22 protein-coding genes and 1 tRNA gene are annotated in these 24,519 nt (G+C 34.0%); 3 read left to right on the top strand and 20 right to left on the bottom strand.

All coding sequences use genetic code 11. The features are described from left to right. Window positions 1-19: 19 nt before the first annotated feature. The 14 genes from HY04AAS1_RS03595 to HY04AAS1_RS03530 form a co-directional block, all read right to left on the bottom strand. Window positions 20-880, bottom strand: coding sequence for a cation diffusion facilitator family transporter (locus HY04AAS1_RS03595; protein ID WP_012513758.1), 861 nt, complete (start codon window positions 878-880; stop codon window positions 20-22). Further along, window positions 873-2,969, bottom strand: coding sequence for a cation-translocating P-type ATPase (locus tag HY04AAS1_RS03590; protein WP_012513757.1), 2,097 nt, complete (start codon window positions 2,967-2,969; stop codon window positions 873-875). The genes HY04AAS1_RS03595 and HY04AAS1_RS03590 overlap by 8 nt, the downstream gene beginning before the upstream one ends. Then, window positions 2,966-3,163, bottom strand: coding sequence for a hypothetical protein (locus HY04AAS1_RS03585; protein WP_012513756.1), 198 nt, complete (start codon window positions 3,161-3,163; stop codon window positions 2,966-2,968). The genes HY04AAS1_RS03590 and HY04AAS1_RS03585 overlap by 4 nt, the downstream gene beginning before the upstream one ends. Window positions 3,164-3,175: 12 nt before the next feature. Beyond that, window positions 3,176-3,475, bottom strand: a complete 300-nt coding sequence (locus HY04AAS1_RS03580; protein ID WP_012513755.1) for a hypothetical protein — start codon at window positions 3,473-3,475, stop codon at window positions 3,176-3,178. Between the two features lie 9 nt (window positions 3,476-3,484). Next, entirely contained in the window at window positions 3,485-3,868 is a 384-nt protein-coding gene (locus tag HY04AAS1_RS03575) for a hypothetical protein (RefSeq protein ID WP_012513754.1), read from the bottom strand. Next, entirely contained in the window at window positions 3,865-4,230 is a 366-nt protein-coding gene (locus HY04AAS1_RS03570) for a hypothetical protein (protein WP_012513753.1), read from the bottom strand. Before HY04AAS1_RS03570 ends, HY04AAS1_RS03575 begins: the two co-directional genes overlap by 4 nt. 66 nt (window positions 4,231-4,296) lie before the next feature. Further along, complete coding sequence (locus HY04AAS1_RS03565) at window positions 4,297-6,918, bottom strand: alkaline phosphatase family protein (RefSeq protein WP_012513752.1); 2,622 nt, start codon at window positions 6,916-6,918, stop codon at window positions 4,297-4,299. A 2-nt stretch (window positions 6,919-6,920) separates the two neighbouring features. After that, a complete protein-coding gene (locus HY04AAS1_RS03560; protein WP_012513751.1) occupies window positions 6,921-7,691 on the bottom strand; it encodes an energy transducer TonB in 771 nt (256 codons plus the stop codon). Next, a complete protein-coding gene (locus tag HY04AAS1_RS03555; protein ID WP_012513750.1) occupies window positions 7,688-8,113 on the bottom strand; it encodes a biopolymer transporter ExbD in 426 nt (141 codons plus the stop codon). The genes HY04AAS1_RS03560 and HY04AAS1_RS03555 overlap by 4 nt, the downstream gene beginning before the upstream one ends. A gap of 1 nt (window position 8,114) precedes the next feature. Continuing rightward, window positions 8,115-8,552 carry a MotA/TolQ/ExbB proton channel family protein gene (locus HY04AAS1_RS03550; RefSeq protein WP_012513749.1) on the bottom strand — a complete coding sequence of 146 codons (438 nt, stop codon included), beginning with the start codon at window positions 8,550-8,552 and terminating at the stop codon, window positions 8,115-8,117. A 97-nt stretch (window positions 8,553-8,649) separates the two neighbouring features. After that, the gene (locus HY04AAS1_RS03545) at window positions 8,650-11,049 is read right to left on the bottom strand and encodes a TonB-dependent receptor (protein WP_012513748.1); all 2,400 of its coding nucleotides are present in this window, start codon (window positions 11,047-11,049) and stop codon (window positions 8,650-8,652) included. 118 nt (window positions 11,050-11,167) lie between these two features. After that, a complete protein-coding gene (locus tag HY04AAS1_RS03540; RefSeq protein ID WP_012513747.1) occupies window positions 11,168-11,455 on the bottom strand; it encodes a HepT-like ribonuclease domain-containing protein in 288 nt (95 codons plus the stop codon). Continuing rightward, window positions 11,445-11,774 carry a nucleotidyltransferase domain-containing protein gene (locus HY04AAS1_RS03535; protein ID WP_012513746.1) on the bottom strand — a complete coding sequence of 110 codons (330 nt, stop codon included), beginning with the start codon at window positions 11,772-11,774 and terminating at the stop codon, window positions 11,445-11,447. The genes HY04AAS1_RS03540 and HY04AAS1_RS03535 overlap by 11 nt, the downstream gene beginning before the upstream one ends. Before the next feature lie 100 nt (window positions 11,775-11,874). Continuing rightward, entirely contained in the window at window positions 11,875-14,064 is a 2,190-nt protein-coding gene (locus tag HY04AAS1_RS03530) for a TonB-dependent receptor (RefSeq protein WP_012513745.1), read from the bottom strand. 211 nt (window positions 14,065-14,275) lie between these two features. On the opposite strand from HY04AAS1_RS03530, the gene HY04AAS1_RS03525 reads away from it, so the two are divergent. From HY04AAS1_RS03525 to HY04AAS1_RS03515, 3 genes are read left to right on the top strand one after another with little or no spacing between them, the layout of a single operon-like run. Continuing rightward, window positions 14,276-14,563 (top strand): hypothetical protein, encoded by a 288-nt coding sequence (locus tag HY04AAS1_RS03525; RefSeq protein ID WP_012513744.1) that lies wholly within the window; start codon window positions 14,276-14,278, stop codon window positions 14,561-14,563. Continuing rightward, on the top strand, window positions 14,553-15,773 hold the full coding sequence (locus tag HY04AAS1_RS03520; protein ID WP_012513743.1) for a DUF4388 domain-containing protein: 1,221 nt from the start codon (window positions 14,553-14,555) through the stop codon (window positions 15,771-15,773). Before HY04AAS1_RS03525 ends, HY04AAS1_RS03520 begins: the two co-directional genes overlap by 11 nt. Continuing rightward, complete coding sequence (locus HY04AAS1_RS03515) at window positions 15,770-17,671, top strand: GGDEF domain-containing protein (protein WP_012513742.1); 1,902 nt, start codon at window positions 15,770-15,772, stop codon at window positions 17,669-17,671. Before HY04AAS1_RS03520 ends, HY04AAS1_RS03515 begins: the two co-directional genes overlap by 4 nt. Here HY04AAS1_RS03515 and HY04AAS1_RS03510 read toward each other — a convergent pair. From HY04AAS1_RS03510 to HY04AAS1_RS03485, 6 genes are all read right to left on the bottom strand, one after another. Continuing rightward, the gene (locus tag HY04AAS1_RS03510; protein WP_012513741.1) at window positions 17,639-18,775 is read right to left on the bottom strand and encodes a glycosyltransferase; all 1,137 of its coding nucleotides are present in this window, start codon (window positions 18,773-18,775) and stop codon (window positions 17,639-17,641) included. The genes HY04AAS1_RS03515 and HY04AAS1_RS03510 overlap by 33 nt on opposite strands. Next, entirely contained in the window at window positions 18,772-21,090 is a 2,319-nt protein-coding gene (locus HY04AAS1_RS03505; RefSeq protein ID WP_012513740.1) for a glycosyltransferase, read from the bottom strand. The genes HY04AAS1_RS03510 and HY04AAS1_RS03505 overlap by 4 nt, the downstream gene beginning before the upstream one ends. Before the next feature lie 41 nt (window positions 21,091-21,131). Next, window positions 21,132-21,866, bottom strand: coding sequence for a polysaccharide deacetylase family protein (locus HY04AAS1_RS03500; RefSeq protein ID WP_012513739.1), 735 nt, complete (start codon window positions 21,864-21,866; stop codon window positions 21,132-21,134). Beyond that, window positions 21,836-22,624 (bottom strand): lysophospholipid acyltransferase family protein, encoded by a 789-nt coding sequence (locus HY04AAS1_RS03495; RefSeq protein ID WP_012513738.1) that lies wholly within the window; start codon window positions 22,622-22,624, stop codon window positions 21,836-21,838. The genes HY04AAS1_RS03500 and HY04AAS1_RS03495 overlap by 31 nt, the downstream gene beginning before the upstream one ends. A gap of 72 nt (window positions 22,625-22,696) precedes the next feature. Beyond that, on the bottom strand, window positions 22,697-24,076 hold the full coding sequence (locus HY04AAS1_RS03490) for an MFS transporter (protein WP_012513737.1): 1,380 nt from the start codon (window positions 24,074-24,076) through the stop codon (window positions 22,697-22,699). Between the two features lie 290 nt (window positions 24,077-24,366). After that, a tRNA-Lys gene (locus HY04AAS1_RS03485) sits at window positions 24,367-24,439 on the bottom strand. Between the last annotated feature and the right edge of the window lie 80 nt (window positions 24,440-24,519).

Raw genomic sequence — 24,519 nt, 5'->3', positions numbered from 1 at the left:
CCAACCTCCTTTGGTGCCTTTAGTAAAGCTCTATCACCACTCTCTCAAAACCAAACTTTTCTTTTAGCTCTTTTTTCATAGTCCTTATCTTCTCTCTTATCTCTTTTAAAGGTGTATTTTCTAAAGCTTCCAAATCTTGTTCCCTTAATCTAGCATACATTATATTTTTACTGGGCACAAGACTCCAGACGTGTATAGATTTTATCATTATCTCTGGGAAATGCTTTCTTATAAAGCTTTCTAACTCTTCTAAGTTTACGTACTCTGGGGAAGATTCCATTAAAATATCTATAGATTTTGACAAAACTTTGTAAATAGGATATATAACACTAAGGCCCACCAATATACTCATTATCGGGTCAAATATGTAGTTTCCAGTAAGCTCTATTAAAACAGACGACGCTATAACACCCACAGAACTAAGCCCGTCCATCAATACCCTTAAAAAAGCCCCTGCTATATTAAGACTGTGTCTTGAGCCAATATAAAGTATCACTATACCAATTATATTTACTATAAGACCCAAAATAGATATCCAGAAGACACCTCCAGCGTTTACATATTCAGGATGCAAAAGCCTTTTGAACGCGTGTAGAAATATCATTATTAGGAAAAATCCCGCAGTTATGCCGTTAAATAAAGCCGATAGTATCTCAACCCTGTAGTATCCAAAGGTTCTTTTGGGGTTTGGAGGCTTTTTGGATAAATACATAGCAAAAATCGCCAAAGCCTGCCCCGATAGATCCATAAACATATAAACTGCATCAGACAACAAAGCTAAGCTGTTGAAAGCATAGCCATAATAAACTTCTAAAAGAAAATCTAAAAACGTTATAGTAAAGACAAAATAAAGCCCTCTCCCAAGATTTTTCTCATTCATTTTTTATATCCGGCGTAATAGAGTATAAAGCGGATAGTATGGTAGAGCCGTTGTTTATTATTACCGAAAATGCAGGATTGCCAGAACCCAATATACTTATAGCCATTCCAAGCGTATTTACAGTAAAATTAAACTTTATGTTGTTGTTCACCACTTTCATGGTATCTTTTGATAGTTTTATCGCTTTATATATTAAGTTTAAATCTTCTTTTACAAGCACCACATCAGCTACATCTATAGCCACTTGAGAGCCATCGCCCATAGCTATCCCTATGTCTGCTGCTGACAATGCCACAGAGTCGTTTATCCCATCTCCCACCATAGCCACTTTATAGCCTTCTTTTTTAAGTTGTTCTACATACTTAGCTTTTTCTTCTGGAGACACTCTTGCCCTAAACTCTTTTATGCCTACTTCTTTGGCTATAGTTTGAGCTACTTCTTCGTTGTCTCCGGTTAGCATAACGATTTTTATGTTCATATTGGTAAGTTTTTTTATAATCTCTTTTGCTTCTTCTCTTATAGTATCTTTAAAAGCTATCAAACCAAGTATTTTTTTGCCTTTAGAAAGATACAACACTGTTTTACCTTCATCGTGTTTTTCTTTTACCAAGTCTTTTACATGTTTTGATATAGATATCTTATGATTAACCATATATCTCGAAGAACCAAGTTTATACTCTTCGTTGTTTAATTTTGCAGAAATACCTAATCCTATATCGTAATCAGAATCTTCTCTTTCGTAAAGTTCAAGGTTTTTTTGTTTGGCTAAGTTTACTATAGCATCAGCTATGGGGTGTTTTAACCTTTGCTCTAAGGAAGCGGCTATTTTTAAAAGCTCTTCTTGGGATAATTCTTCTCCCAACGGTACTATATCTGTAATAATAGGCTCTCCTTTGGTGATGGTGCCGGTTTTATCGATAACTATACAGTTTATATTGGATAGAGCTTCTAAAGACCTACCGCCTTTTATTAGAACTCCATGGTTTGAGGCTTTTGATATAGAAGAAGCTATGGCTATTGGTATGGAAACTCTTAAGTTTGTATTGTAGTCTATTGTTAAGATGCTAGAAGTCTTGGCTAAGTTTCTTGTTATGAGTTGGTTTGCTAAGCCTATACTCAATATAGGTAGTACCGTGGCATCGGCTAGTTTGTTAAACCTATCGTAGATTGCTGGTTTTTGATCCATATATGACTCTACCATGTGGGCGATTTTTGAGATGATGGTATCAGCGCCTTTTTGCTCCACTCTTATATAGATTTTTCCGTCTACAACGTTTGTGCCGGCATATACTTTAGCACCAACCTCTTTTAACACAGGTTTATCCTCTCCGGTTAGCACTGATTCGTTTACAACCGCTTTGCCTTCGTGAACTATGCCGTCTACTGGTATTCTACCACCAGCGTAGACAACTACTATATCTCCTATAGATATCTCTTCTATAGGCACTTCTATCTTTGTGCCGTCTTTTTCTATGTAAGCGGTCTCACCATCTACATTTAGTAAATCTTCTATAGAAGCTCTAGCTTTTTGATTTAATTTATCCTCAAGGTAATCTCCTAATCCTATGAAGAGATTCATTATGTTGGATGATAAAAGCATATTTCTTTGTATGGTTATGCCAAGGGCTAGAGAGTCTAAAAGCTGATATGAAAGCCTACCCTGTAAAAGATTTGTTATCGCGCTTTTAAAAGAAGGTATTGAACCAAATATGGTAATGGCTTTAACAAATGGATTTGGAAAAATAGGTGCCAAAGAAAGCAACCCTCCTACCGCTCCCAATACCATTCTAAGTTTAGACGGGTTTTCTTCTTTTGGTTTTGGTTTTGTTTTGTAAGATTTTAATATACCAAGTATAATGTCAATAGGCGTGTTGTTTATAAGCTCTAAAAATTCTTCTATATATATTTTGTTTGGATCGTAAGATATCGATAGACTACCAGTAGTTTTATTTAACTTGGCATCTATGATACCCTCTTGGGATTTTATAAACTCTTCTATAGTTTCCTTGGATACATCAAGGTATTTTAGATAAAAAGAATTTACCCTTATTCTACCGTAGGTCTTATGTTTTACAACAAGTGTTTTCATGATTGCTGTTCTGGAGATTGCAATGTTTTTTGGTTTAACCTATTCATAAGCTCGTTTATCTCTTCTTGAACTCTCATAAGCTCCTGATGTTCTGATATTTTATGTATCATATAAAAGCCGAATACTCCAGCAAACATCCCAAGTCCAAAAGATGTATACTTGCTGCAGACTATATCACCTAACTTTGACCACATGTCTATTCCTCCTTATAAAGATGATTTTAGCTTTTCTAAAAGCTCTTGTTGTTTTTGAAGAAGCGTAATCTTTAGCTCTATTTCTTTTTTGAGTTCAGATTTTGCTTCATGGACTATATCTTCCACCACTTCCTTTTTGGCTTCTATTGAAGCGTTTAACCACTGCCCAAAGCTTATGCCTTCTTTCGTAACACCTACTAAAACTGGCTTAAACTCTTCTAAAGCCTTTCCAAGTACATATATAGCGGCCACGGTACCAAGTCCCCAGGTAAAGTACCTTCTCGAGAAGCATCCGATAAGATTTTCAAACATATATACCTCCTATAAAAGTTTTATCACAAGCTTATTAAACAACCAATTTACCCATATGAACCTGATAGTACCTATTCTAAAACCAAAATCAACGGTGTATAAAATAAGCTTCAAAACGTCTGATTTTATAGTCCTAGATATAAAAGGATGTAAATCTGTGAGGCAAACTGTTTCACCTAGTGGTTTTAACTCTTGTTTTTCTAAGAATTCCTGAAACTCATCATAATACAATATCTCTTTAGATTCTATTTTTAAGCTTTTAGTACGGTAATTTACAAACACATTTTCTTTTCCGAAAAGCTCTTTTAAAACTTTTACAAAAGCTTCGTTGTAAACCACATCGCCTTTTATTCTTATTCTGTTATGAGAAAAAGAAATATCCTCTATTTTCATACCAAGTAAGATATAGCTCCTAATCCCATCCTATCTAGTACAATGTCTTTTGCTACATTAAAAGCGATGCCCTCCAGTCCCCCTCCTACATTTAACATTAACTGGAAGGCAAATAGTAAATTTATTTCATCACCTTTTGTCTCTACTTTAAAGCCGTTTTCTTTTAACACTTTTTTTATCAAGGGCAATATGCTTTCACATTTATAACAACTTATTGTTATGCTATCGGTGAAAGGTTTAGATACAATCTTTTCGTCTTTTAACGTTTTTCTCAAAAGGTCGTATACCACACCGTGATAGACTTTTTTTACTTTTAGCCTTATCCTGCCTTCTTTTGCACTTACTATCTGCACCTTTTTCATATTTTTTATCTTAACCAACTTTTGTTAAGATTCAGTTAATTTTTTTAATTTTCAGTATGATATATATCAGTTACTTATAAAAGCCCAAACGCTTTTATTTTGTTCTTTGGCAAGGGTTTTTATATAACCAAGCATCTTTTTATAACCAGAATAACCTTTGGTAGCAATGGCTGATTGTTTAAACTGCTCAAAACCGGAAACTTTTAGCAAAGATGTTGGTGTATATAGATTTTTAGAAGATGGAATATAAGAGCTATCTTTGGAATCCTTTTTCATATGTTTTTCTAACCATTTTTTGTTTACGTAATGCCCTGTAGCGCCAGCTTCTCGTCTTAACAATGTGTAGTTGTTACAGTATCCTGGATTGAAAGCCACCTTTACATCTGGTTTTACGGCTTTTATAGGACTAAAGTTTGGTTTATCTGTCCATATGCCAGATATAACTGGTGTAGTTTGGTCAAAAATAGACATAGGTGGTATTCCAAGCACTTTTTCTATTGTTTTTACTATGTTTATTTGAGAGTAATGTTTTGTGGATATATAACCTGATTTTACCCATGGGCTTAAGACCACTGCAAAAGTTCTATGAGCGTCTATGTGATCTGCTCCAGATTGGGCATCGTCTTCGGTGATAAATATAGCCATATGCTTCCAGTAAGGCGTATGAGATAGATATTCTATAATTTTTGCGGTAGCATAGTCGTTGTTAGCTACGTAATACTGGGGTGTGTAATAGCATGGATGAAGCCCAGCAGTGTGATCATCTGGAAGCCATATGTAGGAAAATTTTGGCATCTTGTGGGTTTTAAACCATTTTATTGCAGCGTCAGCTCTAAACGTGTCTAAGATAAAGCGGTTCCACCCGGGGAATGAGTAGCCTATATGTGGCTTCATAGCTTTTGGTATATCACCCCATCTATTTCTTGATACAAACTCTCCAAAATCTTCAAAACTTACATGATGAGCCAATAGATTGTTAAATAGATAAAGCTTGTAAGGGTAAGATATCCAAGGATTTGACCATTCTCCAAGCTTATCTAAATTTTCGTATATAGCAAAAGGATTGTCTACACCATTTGGCATACCACCCCAACCAGTAGCGTAGCCAAAGGTAAGGGCTTGTGTCCAGCCTGGATTTTCAGCTAAACCTCTTCCAGAGTAGTACTCTTGCCATGTTCTTTCTACAAAATCAGATACACTTGCCCCAGTGGTCCATTGGTGTCCTTGGGCTGTTACTTCGCCGTCCGCATAAAAGTTTGCCATCAAAACGTAGTGATCTGCAAAATTAAAGAGATTTGGAAGCTCTTTTTTAGTGTATAAAGCTAAATTTGGGTCTGCCCATTTGCCAGCTCTTTTGTAAGTACCAAAATCCTCGTCAAAGGTTTTGTTTTCTCTTAGTATAAAAACCACATACTTTATATGCTTTCTTAAAAATTTAACTAGTTTATCTTGTTTTTTGATATCGTCAAACTTATCATATGTAAACAGCTCTTTTGTATAGTTTTTAATGTTTTTATCTATGTCTTCTAAAGAGATTTTTTGCAATATACCAGGCATTAAAATACCTATCCATTGATATTTTGTGTTTGGAAAAGAGCCAAGACCTTTTGCTGAGACAACGTAGATATTGTTATCTCCTACTTTCATAGCGCTTGGGTACCATCCTGTTGGTATGGCACCTATTAGTTTTTTGCTTTTAATATCAAAAATATTTATAGAGTTTGTGCCAGCGCTTGATACAAAAAGCTTATTATCTTCTTCAAACAAAGCGTTTGGATAAGAACCGGGTTCTTGATCTTTAAAAAGTTTATCTTTTAAAAAGCCCAAAAACTTGAGGTTTTTGGTATCTATGATTGCTATTTTGCCGATATTTGCCAAGCTTACATATAGTTTATCGTTTTTATAATATAGGTTTGTAGGATGAACGCCGGCAGATTCACTAGATTTGCCGAGCTTTTTACCTACGTATATTTTTTTGATAAATTGAAATGTATTTCTATCTATTACAGCTATGGCATTGTCTCCCCAAAGGCTAACAAATATATATTTTGGAGATAGTGCTATATCGTATGGATAAGCACCTACGTTTAAATATTTTATTTTATCGTTTTCATCTATTCTTGCTATTGCATTTGATAAAAGCCCAGTAGCGTATATATATTTATCTCCTTTTACAACAGCGTCAGGATAAAAGTGTCTCAAATCGTATCTAAAACCTTGATATATGTATGGATATTGATTTTTAGGAAACCTTTTGTAATGAAGGTATATTTTTTTCTCCAGTTTAAGGCTTTTAGGATAAACATCAAACACCAAGACATTGTCAGAAAATCCACCTGCTACATAAAGCTTGTGGTCTTTGTAATACATACCTTGATAAAAACTTTGATAGGGTAAGAATAAATACCTTGGATCTTTGGATGGATTTACCTCGTCTTTCCAGGCTTTTACTTGAAAAAGTTCTTGCAGATTTTTGTTGTACATAGTAATAGTCTGATAAGAGGTAGCGCCGTTTGTCAGTACAAAAATATGGTTTTTAGACACTACTACGTTTGTAGGAAAGTTGTAGGTATAGACATATTTCCCTACTGGTTTTATATCCCATCCCCAGGGGGTAAGATGATTTCCGACATCCTTTGCAAATCCTACACCAGCAAACAAGCTCATAGCAAGCAAAAACTTTTTCATACCTAATCTCCTTCGTTGAGTCTATAATGTACTTTTAAATCAAACGTTATAGGGCCTTTTGGTGGGGCAGGAAATTGTAAATGTTTTATTAGTTCTTTTGTATATTCATCCAATATAAAACTACCGCTGGAGTTTAATAAGCTAACATAATTTACTTTACCACTAGCTGATATACTGACTCTTATATAAACCGTACCAGAATCTCCTCTTTCTTTTGCTAAGGAAGGATAATGCTTGTGTTCTTCTATTATTTCATAAACCTTAGAAAGATATAAAGCTATCTGATCTTTTGTAGGTTTTGTTGAAGCTCCGGCGTTTTCAGATGAAGACTGAGTAGATTTAGACTGAGAAGCTACTGATGTTTCTTCGTTAGATTCACTCACTTTTTGATAGTTAGATTGTGTGGCAACGTCCTGTTTGACAGGTTTTTTTATTTGATAAGGTTGCGGTTCCGGGGGTGGTATTTTAGAAGCAATTGGTTTTTCAACAGGTTTTGGTTTTTCTACATGTTTCACTATATTATGTTTTATAATTTTTTTCTCTTTAGGCATTACGATTTTTTTCTCAACTGCTTTGTGCTCTATTGTTACATTTTTTTCCTTGTTTAACAGAATTGTGTTTACTAGATGTATTTTTATTTCTTTAGGCATTTTGTATTTATATATATCTATTTTAAGAAACGTTATTAGAAACATGGTTATAGAAGAAAATACAATCGCTAATATAAATGATATTATTTTATACTTTCTATCTTCAAAATAAATGCTAGTCATGATTGCTTATTTACAACAGATATATTTGAGATACCAGCCTGCTGAATGTGATCCATTACGTTTACTAAGGTTTGTACATTTGCATCTTTATCTGGAACTATATATACATTTATGTCTTTAGAATCTTTGACCTGCTTCTTGATATTTTGAAAATAAGATGTCAAATCATTTAAGCTGTATGGATACTTGTTTGAACCCACGTAAACTAGATTATTTTTTGTCAGATAAATTTTTACGTTTTCTACTCTTGGTAATGGATCAGTGTATTTAGATGCTGGTACACTTAATTGCTTTCCATTTAAAGAAATAGAGTTTATCGTCAAAAGCACAAAAAATGTTAGCAAAAACAACATCACATCTATCATTGGCACTATAAGTATTTCTTCTTTCTCTTGATGTTCTTCTTCCCAAAGATTGGCCATGTCAATTACCTCCTGCAAAGATTAGTTTAGCCTCTTCTTTTATATTTCTTATCATATCGTTTAACATCTTATAAAACACCAAATCCCAAAGAGCTAAACATATACCAAAAGCTGTAGCCACTAGAGCAAAACCTATGGATTTGCTTATAACTACTGGATTAGAAATACCCCTTTCTGCTAAATTTGCAAAAGATTCTATAAGGGCCAATATACTACCAAGAAGCCCTAACAAAGGTCCTGATGTAATTCCAAAATCTAATATCCACATACTATCTTTTAACTTAGTTATAAGTTTGTAAGCTTCTTTTTCTGAAGATCTGTTTATCTCTTTTTTTATTTTACTTATTTGAATAAACTTATAAACTATCACATAATTAGAAATTACAAATATCACAAACATTATAACAAATACCGCTTTATGAAACATCTCTAAGTCCATCTAAACCTCCTTTGCCACATTATACATTTTCATTGTTAATTTTCTGTTAAGAAATCCCATCCCTCTTATCCCTCATATTTGCATGAAAAAGAAGCCTTTAAAAATCTGCTTTTATAGAGCCATAAACTGTAAATGGAGCTCCTGGATAAGCTTGTACATAGCCTCCATTAACGCTGTAATATGAACCGCTTGATATGTATTCAAATTCATTGTACTTTTTGTTTGTTATGTTTAAAGCCGTTAGAGTAAGCTGAATATCTTTAAAATAAGGAATGCTTCTTGCGGTGTTTAGTATATCAAAAGATATAGAGGCATTCAAAGTATTGTAACTTGGCATTTTCTGAGTATCCGGAAGACCGGTGTTGTTGTTAAACATAGATTGAGAGCCTACGTATTGGAACCAGACAGAAGGCTTTGTTATTATGCCGTGTAGATAATTTATAAGATAAGAATAGCTTACACCTAAATTAAACAAAGTATCTGGTACATAAGAAACTGGTAGATCATTAGCGGATGTAATATTACCATTAACATTTGTGTATGTGTAATTTGGGAATTTGGCATCCTCAAAAGTGGCGTTTGTCCATAGATAAAGGTGTTTTATAGGATAATAATCTGCAAATAGATTTACACCCTTGTAAACTGATGTACCAGCACCGTCTCCTAGATAATTACCATTAGAGTCGTATATGGGATAAAATAAATTTGAAAATATCATATGAAAATAGTTGACACCTGCAAATATTTTATTGGCATACTTTAAGTTTTGTTTTAACACCTTAAAACCTATTTGATATTCCTGTGATTTTTCTAGATGTAGTTCTGAAGCTGGCACAGCTTGATATGGGCCTCCACCACCTCCGTTTTCTGGCACTTTATACGTCTCGGCATAGTTTCCATATACTGATATACCATCAATAATTTCATAATTTGCATCAAAAGAAGGCTCTAATTTAGTAAAGTTTGTGTGAGTAGAAGGATATTGAGCTTGGTTTCCATTAGGATTTAATTGGCAAGCTAAAGGAAAATCTGTGCAGGTTTCGTTGTTATAATCTGTTATAAAATCTACCCATCTTATACCAGGAGTAAATGTAAACTTGTAAAATTTTATAGTATCTTCTGCAAAGCTTGCTATATCTGTTTGGTTCCAATAGTTACTTCTATAATGTGCATTTGGTACAGTGGGACTTCCATAAATACCTGGTGCTAGTTCTACCGAAGGATTCCAAAAAGCGTTTCTTGAGTTGTAATTACTTACTAAATAGTATCCACCAAAAGCTATATTGTTATGGTATATGTTGTTTAGTTCAAACCATAGTTTATCGCCAAACACTTTATCGTATGGATTATTATACTCATATAGATTTCCTGGATTAGAACCAAGAGGATAACCAGTATAATGATTATGTCTTCTAAAGCCATATCTAAACCATATCATGTTGTGAAATTTTGTATTTTTATCGAAATTTAGGTTTAATTTTGAATATACAAGATCTAAGCCGTTTTGGTCTAACTTGTGAAGCACTGAAAAATCAGGTGCACTATAAAAACCAGTGGTGCTTTGACTTAAAAGAGGTGTGTTTGGTGTTCCATCTGCTGTAAGACCTTGCTGTGGAGATACTGGTATTGGTGGGTTTCTCCAGTAGTAAGACTGTGCTGCGTAAGCACCTATAGAAAAATCGCCGTCTCCATCTGCAAAAACTTTTTTAGTTTTGATGTAATAAGCGTAGTTGTGACCTGGATATCTAAATCCGTCCACAGAGGTTACATAGCTGTTATCAGCTCCCCAGCCTGCTGCTACAACTGTTCTCCAACCTTTAATATCACCAGTGTTAAAAGCTACAAATAAATTCCTTGAGTTAAAGCTTCCGTACGATAAATCAAAGAAACCACCCATATACTTTGATGGTTGTAGTGGTATAAACTGTATCTGTCCTCCTAAATCGTTGTACCATCTAGATTCTGGATTACCTGGCCCATAGATAACCCTTATACCTTGGATTAGATCTAATTGCGGTATTTGATTTGATTGCCATAAGCCCGTTGAAGGGTTGACTAGTGGAACACCATCAAAAGTGATTCCTAAAGATCCGTTGTCTATACCCGTGGCCCCAGTAAAACCGCCCCATCCTTGCCTTATGCCGTTTAAAACTATGGAAAATTTCCTAGAGCCATTTTCTCCAAAACTACTTATAGTAACACCTGGTGCGTAAGATAACACTTGGGAAGCGCTACCAGTAGGTCCAGCTACTTTAAGTTGGTCTTTTTTTATAACCTTTATAGTTTGCGCAGATTTGAATATCGTTTTATCTTTTAGTTTTAAGGTAGCTCTATGATATCTTTTTTCAATTTTCTTCTGTTTAGAAGATGCTTGTTGAGCTCCTACGTTGATCTGCCCTATGTTATAAACTGGAGCTGAATTAGATTGAGCAAAAGATACTCCACCGCTAAAAACAGCTAAGCTAAGCAGTATAGTTTTTAACTTTTTGGTAAGCATGTTTTTCCTCCTATTCAATTTCTTACCTTCAGATTATAATTGATTAATGTTAAAATATTATTAAGAAATGGTTAATTTTCTGTTAAGGAGTTTCTTGTGTTTAAAGTATAAAATGAGCTTAATGTTTAAACTCATCGTTTAAAACTTGCTTTATCTGCTCCATTAAATCAGGGACGTCAACGGTTGCTACTTTCCACACTATATGATAATCTACATCGGCATAGTTGTGAATCAACACGTCTCTCATACCAGCCATTTTATTACATTTAATCCAATATATTATGGCTGCTTGTTTTTCTTGGTTTTTCATAAAAGCGTCAAAAGAAATATTTTGTGTATGTTTTACTATAAGCTCACAGGTTTGCAAAATATCTATTAGATAGCCTCTATCTTTTTCAGAAAACATGAATTATTTCATTTTTAATGATGTTTTGCTTATAATGATTCCTCATGTGCTTTAGCTGGTTGCTGGTTATTATATCTACTTTTCTTTTAAAAGCCTTTTCAAGATACTCAATTAATTCTAAATAAGCATCAAGATCTATCCTTGAGTATTCAATCTCTACATATATGTCTATATCGCTGTTTTCTTTCTCTTTTCCTTTTGCCACAGAGCCAAAAAACCCTGCATGTGATACTCCAAATTTCTCATACAATTCATCTTTGTGCGTTTGTAAAAACTCAAATACTTGTTCTTTTAAATTTTGCTCTTTTATAGCTTGCATATAAAATAGTTTAAATAAAAATAGTTTTATGTCAAGTATAATTGTTGTTAGTATTTTATCTTCCCTCCCCTTCCCTTAAGCCCGCATGAAAAAGAAGCCTTTAAAAGTATGCCCTCAAACCAGCAGATACTGTTATAGGTGGCGCTACATAGTAAGTACCAGAAGTATCACCAGTTCCTATATAACCTATATATGTTTTGTTGGTAAGGTTTAATACGTTTAAAAAGCCGTAAAACTTTTTACCAAATATATTAAAGTCTCTTGATACATTTAGATTTGCCACTACGTATGAGGGGATTTCTTGTTTATTTGTTGAATCGCCGTATCTTGGGCCTTCATATATTAGATAAGGGAATATATCAAATCCATAAAGCTTGTAGTCTAAGCCGAGTTTTCCCATATACTTAGGTGTATTTGGAAGCTGGTTTCCAGCCACGTTTAGAAATGTCCCAGAAGAAGAATAGTATCCGTTGTCAAATTTTGCCCTATTGTAAGAAAAAGAGCTTATTAAAGTTAGGTTTTTTATAAGATTACCTAAGACTTCCAGTTCACCGCCGTAGGCTTTTACTTTACCTACGTTTTGGGGATATGTAATATTTGGGTTGTTTGGCTCTGCAAAGTCTACGATCTTATTTTTGTAATCTACATAGTAGATGTCTGGTTTTATTAAAAATTTGCCGAGTGTTATATTAACACCAGCATCGTAAGAATCAGCTTCTTCTGGTGATAAGTTGTTGATTATTTCTTGTGTAGTGGTTCCTGGTGGTGAACCTTGATAACTTTCTGGAACTTGGAAGTTTTTTGCATAGTTGAAATATGGATAAAGGTATCTATTTATCTTATAACCTATGTTGATACTTGGTAAAAATTTTCTATAAGTTTTTACATAAGACTCGCTTGGGATTATACTAAGAGGATAGTTGTATATATCATCGTCTGGAAGATATGGTAAGTTATTGGTATTAAACTCTTTATAATCTCTTTTTACTTGAGCGTATTTTAAACCTAGTTCAACATCAAAACGATGAAAATCTTTTAGATCAAATATAGCATAGGGTGTTTGAGTGGTGGTGTACACTTTATCTATATATCCGTAGTAGTTAAAAGTTGTGTTGTAATTGCCGTTTTGGAAGTTGTTTAGCTTAAAGTATGGTTCAAAGTTTTCTAAATCTGCCCTTTCATACCAAAAACCAGCGGTTACTTTGAAAGGATTTTTATGAAAAACCGCTTGGGCTATAAAACCAGGTCTTTTTGTATAATTGTATGAAATACCGTAATTTATGTAGTTGCCCTTGCTATTGTAAGATGCAGAAGTTCCTGACCCTCTACCTCTCCAGTAATAAGGCTTTAAATCGACATAGAAGTTTTTACTTACATCAAAGCTTATATCTCCTCTAAATTCATAGTTTTGATATGGGTTATGAAAAAATTTGTAATAGTATTGATCTATGGCTGGATTACCAGTGAGACTACCGTTGTAATCAAAATCTTTGTAAGCACTCAAGTTTTGGGCTTGTTGGTAGCTAAGACCTCTATAATAGTAATTTACCTGATCGTTTTCGTCCATGTAAAAATCTATATGTAGTCTATTTAAATTTGCTACCCAGCCAAAAGCTACGTGGTCCCTAAACTTAGGATTTTGACCTGGGCCTTTCCACTTATCAGCTTGAGCATGAGAAAATGATATAAAAAACTTTGAGTTCATAAGGGGCAACAATCCGCTATCCAGTCTTACAAAAGATTTTTCAAAAGCATAAGAGCCAAATATTTGCTCTAACTCTAAGCCAAGCTTATCTTTTGGTGGTATCGTTCTTAAAGCTATTCTACCACCTAAATCTGAGTAGAGTGGGCTTGCTTTCCCAGTACCACCTCTTGTGATAGTTTCAGCTTCTAAGTTTTCCAAATCCATATATTCGTTTGGATATAGAGCGTAGTTTCCGGAGTCCATAAGTGGCATGCCATCTATTGTCAATCCTATTTGGTTGTTGTTGAAACCTCTTATAGTTATCTGTCCTCCAGATAAACCGTAAGGATCTTGAGTTTGAAAGTTTACTGAAGGAAGAAGCTCAAGGGCTTGAAAAACGTTTCCACCACCAGAAGACGTAAGCTTATTTATCAATGGTTTTTCCACTTTTTCCTTGGCTTTTGTATATTTTTTAGTTTTTACTAATTTGCTTGGGGTGTTTTCTTTGGTCTTATGTGCATTGACTTCTACATTTAGAAGCGGTGTCTCTGCGAATGCAAAGCTTACCATTGCTAAACTAAAAATACAAGCTAACCTAATCTTCATAAATCCACCTCCTTAATAATTTCATTTTATTTTCATTCTGTTAATTTTTTATTAATATTTGTTTTTTATTAATATTTGTTAGAAAATTTTTATACTTTTATCTTGCAGAGCACAAACAATATTTATCGGCTCAATCACAAAATATTTTAGCCATCTTAACCAAAAATTAACTTTATTGCTTTAATTTAAAATTCAAAGGAGGTGCAGTGCCATGGTTAAAGTGTTTGATGAACTTAAGCATTTGTTGGAAGAAGGTGAGGAAATGTTGCTTTCTATTTTTGATAACGGTAACTATCACGTGTTAGCATACAATAAAGTATACAACCTGCTATTTTACTTCCAAGCGATGAAACTTGGCTTTGACGGGAAATATCAAAGGACTTTTGAAGAGATAGTGAGTCCTTCCACCCTTAAGGACAAACTTGGTCATCTATTGGCTCCAGAGGCTTTGGAGTTTTTAGAAAAAAACTTGCAAGAAAAATACACCTATGCAGATTGAACAAGCCCTAACGCTCTTAGAGCCAAGCTTAGAAGTGTCTATAGAAAACGAAGAAGAGTTTTTGGCTTTTGAACAGATGATAAACGCAAGTTTTGACTGTTTTTTGGTAAGTGTGGATAACAATGTTTTTTACGATACTAAAAGCCTAAAAACACCAGCCTACGCAAAGGTGTATAAAGTGGATTGTAATTTCTACAAAGCCCTCGTTGGAAAGACAGAGGATATAAAGATATTGCATCCAAAGCTAAACAAAGTATGGATATCTCCCACAGACACGAGGGCAGATTTTGCAAAGGTTTTAGAAGATATAAAAAGCATGGAACTAACGGGGTTTTTGGAGGTAAAATCCAAGTTTTTAGAGGTGGATGGCTATATTTATTTTAAAAATGGGGATGTTGTAAATGCAAAGTTTGGTGATCTTGACAAAGAACCTGCTGTTAGTTTTTTGATAAGCAAGATATCTGATAAGGTGGTCACCATGAACTTTTACAAAATCCCCGAAGAACTCGTGGATATCTATGCTGCCAGACATAAGCTTTTGTTTGTAAAAGAAGAGGATGAGATCACAAGCCTTGATTTTGATGTAAACCTCAAAGAGTTCTTAACTCAAGGTTTGTTTCCAAGCGGATACTTCCATATCTATGTAAAAAACGACAAAAAATTGTTTAGCATAATAAACGATGAGATGGTGGAAACTCTTGAGATATACGAGCCGTTTTTCTTATCGGTGTTTTCTTTGGAGTTTGTAGAAGGTTGTATTGATATCGTCAATTTTATTAAAAGCTACAAACCAGTAAACGTTTATGCAAAACCCACCAGTGCCGATAAAAACTTTGTGTTTTTCTGTCCTATGTGCTGGAATACTATAAACCAAGATGATATTGCATGTCCTCATTGTGGTTACAATCTGGAAAACTTCATCAAACTCCCCTATGAGACCAAGCTCATCATCGCCCTAAACCATCCGATAGCAAATTATAGGATCACCGCTCTAAATGTAATAAAATCAAAAAACTTGAGTATGGCAAAACCCTTTATAAGAGACATTATATTAAAAGAAGACAATCCCTTTGTAATACAATCTGCTATAAACACCCTCTTAACTTTGGATGAAAATGCCTGCTCGTTTTTTAAGCATGTGCTTGAGATCCACGAGTACACAGTCGTAAAAAGATACATAGAGGATGTTTATAGGAGGTATTGTGTATGAGGGCTGTATTTGTAAGCAAAGATTTTTCACAAATAAGTGTAAAAGAGTTTGAAAGTATAGAAGAGTTTAGTGAAAATGTAACAGATGACTATGAGTATTTTATGTTAGAAGACATCAACAGCGCGCACAAGGTTCTGTGCCTAAAACCCACAAGGCTTGTCAGAGAAAATTTGGAGCTTTTAAGGCTTTTATTTAAAAAGCAAGTCATTATGTTTTATCAGCCTATTTTTTCCAATAAAGATGGTTTTGTGTATGCCTACGAAGCTCTTCTTAGAGTGAAAAACGGAGATAGCTACATATATCCAAAAGAAGTTTTTAGCATAGCCAAAGAGATGGGTATAGACTATAAGCTTGATGCTATATGTAGAGAACAAGCTATAGCCCAGTATCAGCAAAAAGGTTTAAAGCTTTTTATAAACATAAATCCAAACTCTTCAAACAGTGGATTTTTTAAAAGAGGCTTTACTTTAAACGTTGTACTTCAAAACAATCTAAAACCCCAAGATGTAGTACTTGAGCTAACCGAATCAGAAAAGATAGACGATATAGATATGTTAAAAGAGACGATAAAATATTACAAATCCGTAGGTTTTAGTATAGCCTTTGATGATTTTGGTACAGGTTATAACTCTTTGAATATATTGAGCCACATAGAGCCAGACTATATAAAATTTCCTATAGAGCTTATAAATGGTATAGCACGGTCAAAACTAAAGTGGCAGATAGTAAGGGGCATCATGGATATGGCTATAAAAAACGGCATAAGAACCATAGCTGAAGGCATAGAAACTAAAGAGGATTTAGAGGTTGTTTTAGAGCTTGGTATAGACTACTCTCAAGGGTTTTTGTTGGCAAAACCATCACCCTCCAAAGAGCTACCAAAAGAAGGTATCATGCTTTTAAGGAACATCATCATCAAGAAAAAACTAAACTCTGTAAAAGATAGGTACAGCATAGCCAAAGAGGACATTGAACCTATAAGGGTTATAAAAGGGGCACCTGAGATAAAAGAGCTAATAGATATCATAAAGAAAAACGATTTAAAATGGTTATATTTGGAAGATTTTGATATTGCAATAAGTGAGAACTGTATAAAGAGAATGCTAAATGCCTTCAGTGAAAATCTATTTTACTATAAACCCATAGATTACTTTTTTGAACACGTTGATTGCCATTATGTACACCCAGAGAAAATAGATATTCAAGACAACATACTTCACGCTTACAACTTAGCTATAGAAAAGGGCTTAGAGATCATGATAGTTAAGAACAAGGAGATTGTAGGGGTTTTGACAAAAGCAAAGATATTGGAAAAGCTCTTTGATACATTCTACAAAATCACCCTTTATACAAACCCTCTAACGGGATTGCCAGGTAATGTGATTATAGAAAAAGAGATTGAAAATGCCATAGAGCAAAAAATAAACGCCTATGTGGTTTATATAGATATAGCAAACTTCAAGCCCTTTAACGATGCATATGGCTTTTTGGCTGGGGATATGATGATTAAGAAATTAGCCCAAACGCTCCAAACCTTTGCCTTTAACTACGATGCTTTCGTGGGGCATATAGGGGGAGATGATTTTGTGGTGATTTTCAAAAATGTAAAGAATATAAAACAAGTTTTAGAAATGCTTTATCAAGAAGCCCAAGAGGCTTTGAAGGAACTTTACAAAGGAGAGGACATAAAAAGAGGTTATTTTGTATCAAAAGATAGAGAAGGAAACATAAAAGAATTTCCAATAGCGACTATCTCTATGGCCGCCACAAGTACTCTAAACTACAAGAGCTCCCAAGAGATATCAAAAAGGTTGGCAGAGCTTAAAAAAGAGTCCAAAAAACTTCTAAAACCTGTGGTAGAAGAGTCAAGCGAAGCGCTTTTGGTACAAACCACTTAAGGACTTGTATATGAAAAACAGCTCCTCCATATTCTTTTCCAAAGAAAAGCGCTCTTTTATAAAGCCTTTTATTTGGCTTTTATCAAGATACTGGTATGTTTTTGATAAAATGAGTAGATTTTTTATAAACTCTTCTTTTGAAGAGGCAAGATAATTTTTATAATAAACAATCTCTGGAAACGATACATCCTTGTAAGCCACCACTGGAAGCCCACAGGCCTGGGCTTCTATTATAGAATAGCCAAAGGTATCGGATTTGGAAGCACTGACAAATATATCAGATGCCTTGTAAAGCCCTGCCAGGGTTTTTTTGTCTTTTATATAATCAAAAACCGTAAAACCCCTATCTAGTATTTTATTTATATGCTTTTTGTCTGGTCCATCCCCTACTAAAATTAGATGAATTCTGTTATCTAAGCTATATACTGTTTTAAATATATCTAAAAGCTCTAAAAAGTTTTTATCTTTGGAAAACCTTCCCACATATATAAGCGCTATTTTACCTTTTAAAGCGTTTTGAAGGTCTTTGTCTGGTGCTTGGTTTTCAAAAAACCTAACATCTATACCATGATAAACCACCTCTACGTTGTATAAGCCCAAAGTATTTAGATAATCTTTTACATAAAAAGAAGGAGCTATTATCAGATCCATATCGCTGTAGGCTTTGTAGATATATTTTCTGGTCATCTTTGATACTACGCTATCTTCTTTGTTTAGTTTGAGAATGTTTGATAGACTTTTCTCCAAGTTAGAATGAAAAAAACCAATCATCCTAAAATTAAGCTTTTCTTTTAATTTTTTTATAAAAGATGGTAGTAAAAATAACGATCCTATTTCTACGATATCTGGCTTTTCGTATTGGATAATGTTTGCTATCTTTTGGTGGTTGACAAGAAGCCTATACTGTTTCCAAACCAACATGTAAGGGGATTTGATTTGATATATCTTGCTATGGTTTATATAATTAATATTATCTTTTTTGCCAGGTACTATCAGAACATGCTCAATATCTTTGTCCTTAAAATACTCTATCTTGTTGTTTATATAGGTTTTTATACCACCGCTTTTATCTGAATAAAAATGCGTTATATCTAAAAGTTTCATGCAACGCTTTCTTCTGAAAACTCTATACTCCTTACTTTGTTAAAAGATAACAAGTTTATCATCTCCAACAAAAGCTCTCTCTCGTCTAAGCTATGGGCATAATCTATAGCTCTTTGTTTTATCTCTTTGTAATAGAAATGATCCTCTAAGAGTTTTTTTATGAGGTTTGCATACTCTATTGGATTGTTTTGATTTATTATAAAGCCGTTTTCTTCATGTTTTATATGTTCTTTTGCACCACCTTTATCTGGGACTAAAGGTACGATGCCACTGGCCATAGCTTCCAAAACCACGTTTCCAAAGGTTTCTGTGGTGCTTGGAAACAAGAATATATCTGCGCTGGCATAGGCTTTTGATAAATCCTCCCCCTCCAAAAATCCCGTAAACATAATCCTATCTTTGTAAACTTTTTCAAGTTCATACTTATATGGTCCATCCCCTACTATGGCAAACCTTAGGTTTCTCTCTTCTTTTAAAAGCTCAAAAACCTCTATAAACACGTCTAAATCTTTTTCTTTTGCAACTCTTCCTATATAGACAATCACTCTTTCTCCTCTGTAAGTGGGGTCAAAGTTTTTCCAAAAATCCTTATCTCTAAAGATGGGGTTAAATTTTTCCTTGTTTACACCTCGTTTGAAAATTACCAGCTTGTCCTCTTTTATACCGTAGTTTTTAAGCTTTTCATAGTAAGAAAAACTTGGGATCAATACCCTGTCTGACAAACCGTAGAAGGTTTTCATAAGCATTTCAGCAGCGTATTTAAAATAAGGCTCAGAGGTATATCTATAGGTGTATTCTGGAAAGTCTGTGTGATAAGCAGATACAAAAGGAATACCAAGGATTTTGGCTATTATAAGAGCGTAGATTCCTATAACCCCTGGGGTGGCAGCATACACGATGTCAAAATTTTCTGATTCTACATAATCTAAAAGCTCTAAAAGATTTGGTATATTTATGGTGATATTCTCATACTCTGGTAAAGCAAAAGAAATCATTGGTTTAAAGTTTTTAATATGACTATCTTCAATACATCTTTCGTCTGAGATTATAAACTTGATGTTTAGCTCCTCTTCTTTGGCCAAATCAAGAAGCTTTTGAGTGGTTTTAGCTACGCCGTTTATATCAAAAAATGTATCGGTAAAATATGCTACTTTGCCGTCAATGTGTTCTTCATTGAAAAACTCTTTGTAAAATCTCTTGGATGTGTTTTTCTCATCGGCTCTTTGTTTGTAGACAGATAGATAAGCTATATATGGAGCTAAAAATATAACGCTTCTTCCTATGTAAGCGCTTAGCTTATCAAAATCAAAGGATTTCATAGATTTTATTTGATTTAGCGTATAGGGTAATATGTTTGAGAAAAATTGAAATATGTTATCATGCTGATTTTCTGTCATAACACCTTTGAAGTTTACAACATTTTCTATGAAAGTGACTGCAGAGCTTTTGCCAAGTATAGAATCTAAGAAAGAATACTTTTGGGTTAGGTCTTTGTTTTCAAATAAACTATCCAGTAAAAACCCCAAGCTTCCAAGATTATAGCGTTTTTTCATGCCTTCTTTTGCTATGTTCATTACCATGTGTGTCAGTCTTTTTGGATTTCCATGATAGCCATCTACTTTCGTAGTTCCATTTTCTATGGCTTTCTTGAGATCTTCTACGCTGGAGCCTTCTGCTATAGTATATCCATAACCAAGATCAAGCCCACCATGGTCATCAGACCCACCGGTAAAAGCTATAAAATCTCTTTTTCTTTTAAAAAAGCCGTATTTGTTTGCAAGGTCTTCCAAATCTTTTTTGGTGTAAGATTTTGCTATCTTTTTTGTGATAATTGAAGAAGTTTTTGACCTTGTGCCATTTAGTATTTCCCAGTTGTCAAATAAAAGTAAAAACCTTTCTATATGAGTTTTATTAAGCTTTCCATCCATATCGTAAAGCGGATGAGCCAGTATATGGGTTATGTTGTTGAATTGAAGATAATCTACAAGTTCGTATATGTTGCCCCTTATATGCTGTATATCGTCGTGATGCTTTTGATTTATATCAATGGCTATAACGTGTACTTTGCATCTATCCTCTGGAAAGTATGTGGTTATTTCTTCTGATATGAAAACACCGGGAAGATGGGCTATCTCAAGACATCCGTCTATAGTATCATGGTCTGTGATGGTGAATAGCGTCATTCCTCTGTTTGACAAGATCTCGTAAAGCTTTTTGGGCTTGGTGTAGCTCTCGCCTATTTTTAGTTTTTCAGAAATGTAGCCACCCGGCCTGTTTGAAGCTTGAGAGTGAAGATGTAAATCTACCTTTATCATAAAACCTCCCTATAGCTATTATCTAATTTAATACATATGTGTTAATTTTTTATTAAGTTTTTTGCTTTTATAATATGATATAAACCATTTATTTGAAAATGTTCTTTTCTTGTATATTCCAATACTTTGAGGAGTTTATAAATTTTAGAAGGATTTTTAATGTCTACTGGATGAAGAGCTATCCTTACAACGTTTAGGGCTTTTAGCATAAAAAACATCTTATCAAAAGAAAAAATAGAAACATCTTCTATATAGCCCCTGCTACCAAAGCCCAAAACCGGTAAAAATATCTTTTTGTTTTCTTGAAGATTGTATATATACCTTCTATCGGTTGTAAATAAAAATCCTTTTTCTTTTAAAAGCTGTAATAACTCTTTTTTGAAAAGCCAAGCGGGTGCTATAAAGCCCTTTGGTGTTATATCAAGCTCTTTTAACATCTCAATTCCTTTATCAAGCCTTAGGCTAAGTTCATCCTCTAATAAAAACTCCGCTTCTTTATGGGTAAATATCTTCCTATAATCGTATTTTCCAAAATCCTTTGAGCTGTGAGTGTATCCATGAAGTATAACCTCGGCGTCTGTTGTAATCTCCAATACCTCGTTTTTAATATCTAAAAGCGTTTCTTTTTCGTGGTAAAAGGGAATAAGAAGAAAAGTTATATTGTCGAAGCCATTTTCAGCTAACAGTTCTTTTAGTTTAAAAATATTTTCAAGGTTTGAAGGGCAAACATCGTGAATTGATATATTTAAAAACTTATAGGTTTTTCCAAATAGCAAGATCTTATATCCTCATATAGTATTTTTGTTAGTTCTTTTCTATTGAGATAAGACGTTTGATACAGAGGGTTTAAGAAGAAAAGTTCAACTTCCATACTATCTACATTTAACAAGAAGCTTAAAAGATGCTTAAAAAGTTCCATATCTCCATAGTAAAATACGTAATCTCTACTGGATATAGCTATTGGTTTGCCGTTTATAGATTTATACTTTATACATATTGGTAATATTGGTTTTTGGGCTTTTAGCATGATCTCTACAAAACTACTTTTAAAAGGAAGAACATCATCACCGTTTGAAGTGGTGCCCTCTAAAAACACCACCACCTTAAAACCCTCTTCTAAAACAGATTTAAAAAGCTCCATATCAGAAAGTATGTTTGCTTTGTTCTTTCTATCTATAAATACCGCCCCTCCATATCTTGCTATATGCCCAAACAAAAACGTCTCTTGCACTTCCTTTGTGGATATAAAAACTGTCTCTACAAAAGCGCTCAAAACCACTATATCAATATAACTAAGATGGTTTGATACTATTATATAATTTTGAGAGTCTTTTATATACATGCCGTTTTGTTTTATATTTATGTTGAAGAATTTAATCACTAGCATAGAGAACAAAGAAGCATTTTTTACGAAAGCTTTCCTCTTTTCTTTTTGGTTTTTAATAAAAATATCTATATATAGAGATTTTAAAATAAAAGCTATGAAAAGCATTAGGAAAACAAGTATTTTGTAAAAAAACTTTACATATTTCATATCTTTATATTAAACTTTTATTTTTAATTTTTTGTTAATTTTAAAAGCCCCAAACGGGGCTATTTTTATATGTTAGGTAGCAGGTGAGGGCTTTGAAAGGGTCGTATCTTCTTGAGATACTTCTTCCAAAGATTTTCCTTTTGGTTCTGGGATTGCTATATAAGTAAGTATTAGTCCAGCTAACGAGAATACAAATGTCAAAAGCAAGGTATGGCTTAATCCCAACGACTTTAACAAGATTGGGAAGAAGTAAGCTCCTATGAATGCGCCTATCTTAGCTACGCCAGCAGATATACCATGGGCTGTGGTTCTAACGTTTACTGGAAATACCTCCGCTGGCAATACAAAGGTGGTGGTATTTGGGCCAAACTCTGCAAAGAAGTAAGACAAACCATACAACGTTACGAAAAGAGGAAAATTGTGTACTATTGAAGGAAACATTCCTATTATGAAAAACATAAGACCCATCATGAAAAATCCAAGCATTTGCAAAAATTTATGTCCTATTTTGTCTATAGTGGCAGCGGCTATGAAATAACCAGGTACAGCAAATACCACAAATATTAGAAAGCTTATAGCTGTACTTTGTATTAAATTTGCATGGGTTGCTATATGTTTTAGTACTAAAGGTGTTGATATAGTGTTGCCATAGTAAGCGTAGTCAAACAAAAACCATGTACCAGCGGTACCTAAAAGCTGTAACCAATATTTTGATAAAGGTTTTTTGACTATCTGGTCTTTGACTTCTTCTATGACTATATCACCAAGTGAAAACGATGCTAAATCTTTTGCCGCCACTTCTTTCTCACCTTTAACTCTTGCAAGCCATCTTGGGGATTCTGGTAACCTTCTTCTTAAATATATAACCGTAGCTGCTGGTAAGGCACCTAGCCCAAGCATTATTCTCCAGGCTAAATCTTTGTCTACTCCAGCCGCCAAAAGAGTGAGCGCCACCATAGGTCCAGCTATCAAACCCAGTGCCTGAGCGCTAAATACCAATGTAACCATTCTACCTCTTGTGGTAGTGTTTGCATACTCGCTCATTATAACCGCAGAAAGAGGATAATCTCCCCCTACTCCTAAGCCCAATATAAAACGAGATAAAAGTAAAAAGCCTACGTTAAAAGAAAAAGCGGACATTAAAGCGCCTAAAACCATCAAAATAGCTTCTATGCCGTAAACAGATTTTCTACCAAGCCTGTCTGCGAGATTTCCAAAGATAAAAGCACCAAAGAAAGTAGCTATAAGAGATATAGAACCTATAAGACCTACTTGTTGGGCGCTTAGGTGCCATTCATCTTTTATTAGCACAAGGGCAGTACCTATTATGAACAAGTCGTAAGCCGATGTAAAAAATCCCATGGCTGAAGCAAACATAGCCTTGATGTGAAAAAGACTAAACTGCGAAGTGTTTAAAGCTTCTGCTATACTACCTTTGACAACTTTTGCCATATTAAACCTCCTAACGCTTAATACTTTAGCATTTTAAAGGTTTATTGTTAATATTTGATTAAAAACTTGTAAAAAAATTATAAAGGAAAAATATAAAAATAATTAAAAGTTATTATATGTATCATTTTTTTTATTATACCAATATGATATATGATGTTTAAAATATAAAAGATTATTAAAAATGCTAACATAGTTTTAGCGATTATATAATGACTCTGAAAAAATAGTTTTTATAGAGATAATTTAAGTTGGAAGTTATAATATTGTCCAAAAGAATTATAAAGAAAATATGAGCCACGGGGGACTTGAACCCCCGACCCACGGATTAAAAGTCCGTTGCTCTACCTGCTGAGCTAGTGGCTCTAAACATTAATATTATATCATATCTTTAAGATTTTGCAAGAGCTTTGTACAAGTTGAATTCTTTTATAATTGGTTTATAA

Origin of the sequence: Hydrogenobaculum sp. Y04AAS1, assembly GCF_000020785.1 — a bacterium.
Classification (GTDB): domain Bacteria; phylum Aquificota; class Aquificia; order Aquificales; family Aquificaceae; genus Hydrogenobaculum.
This window is presented reverse-complemented; position numbering and strand designations above follow the sequence as displayed.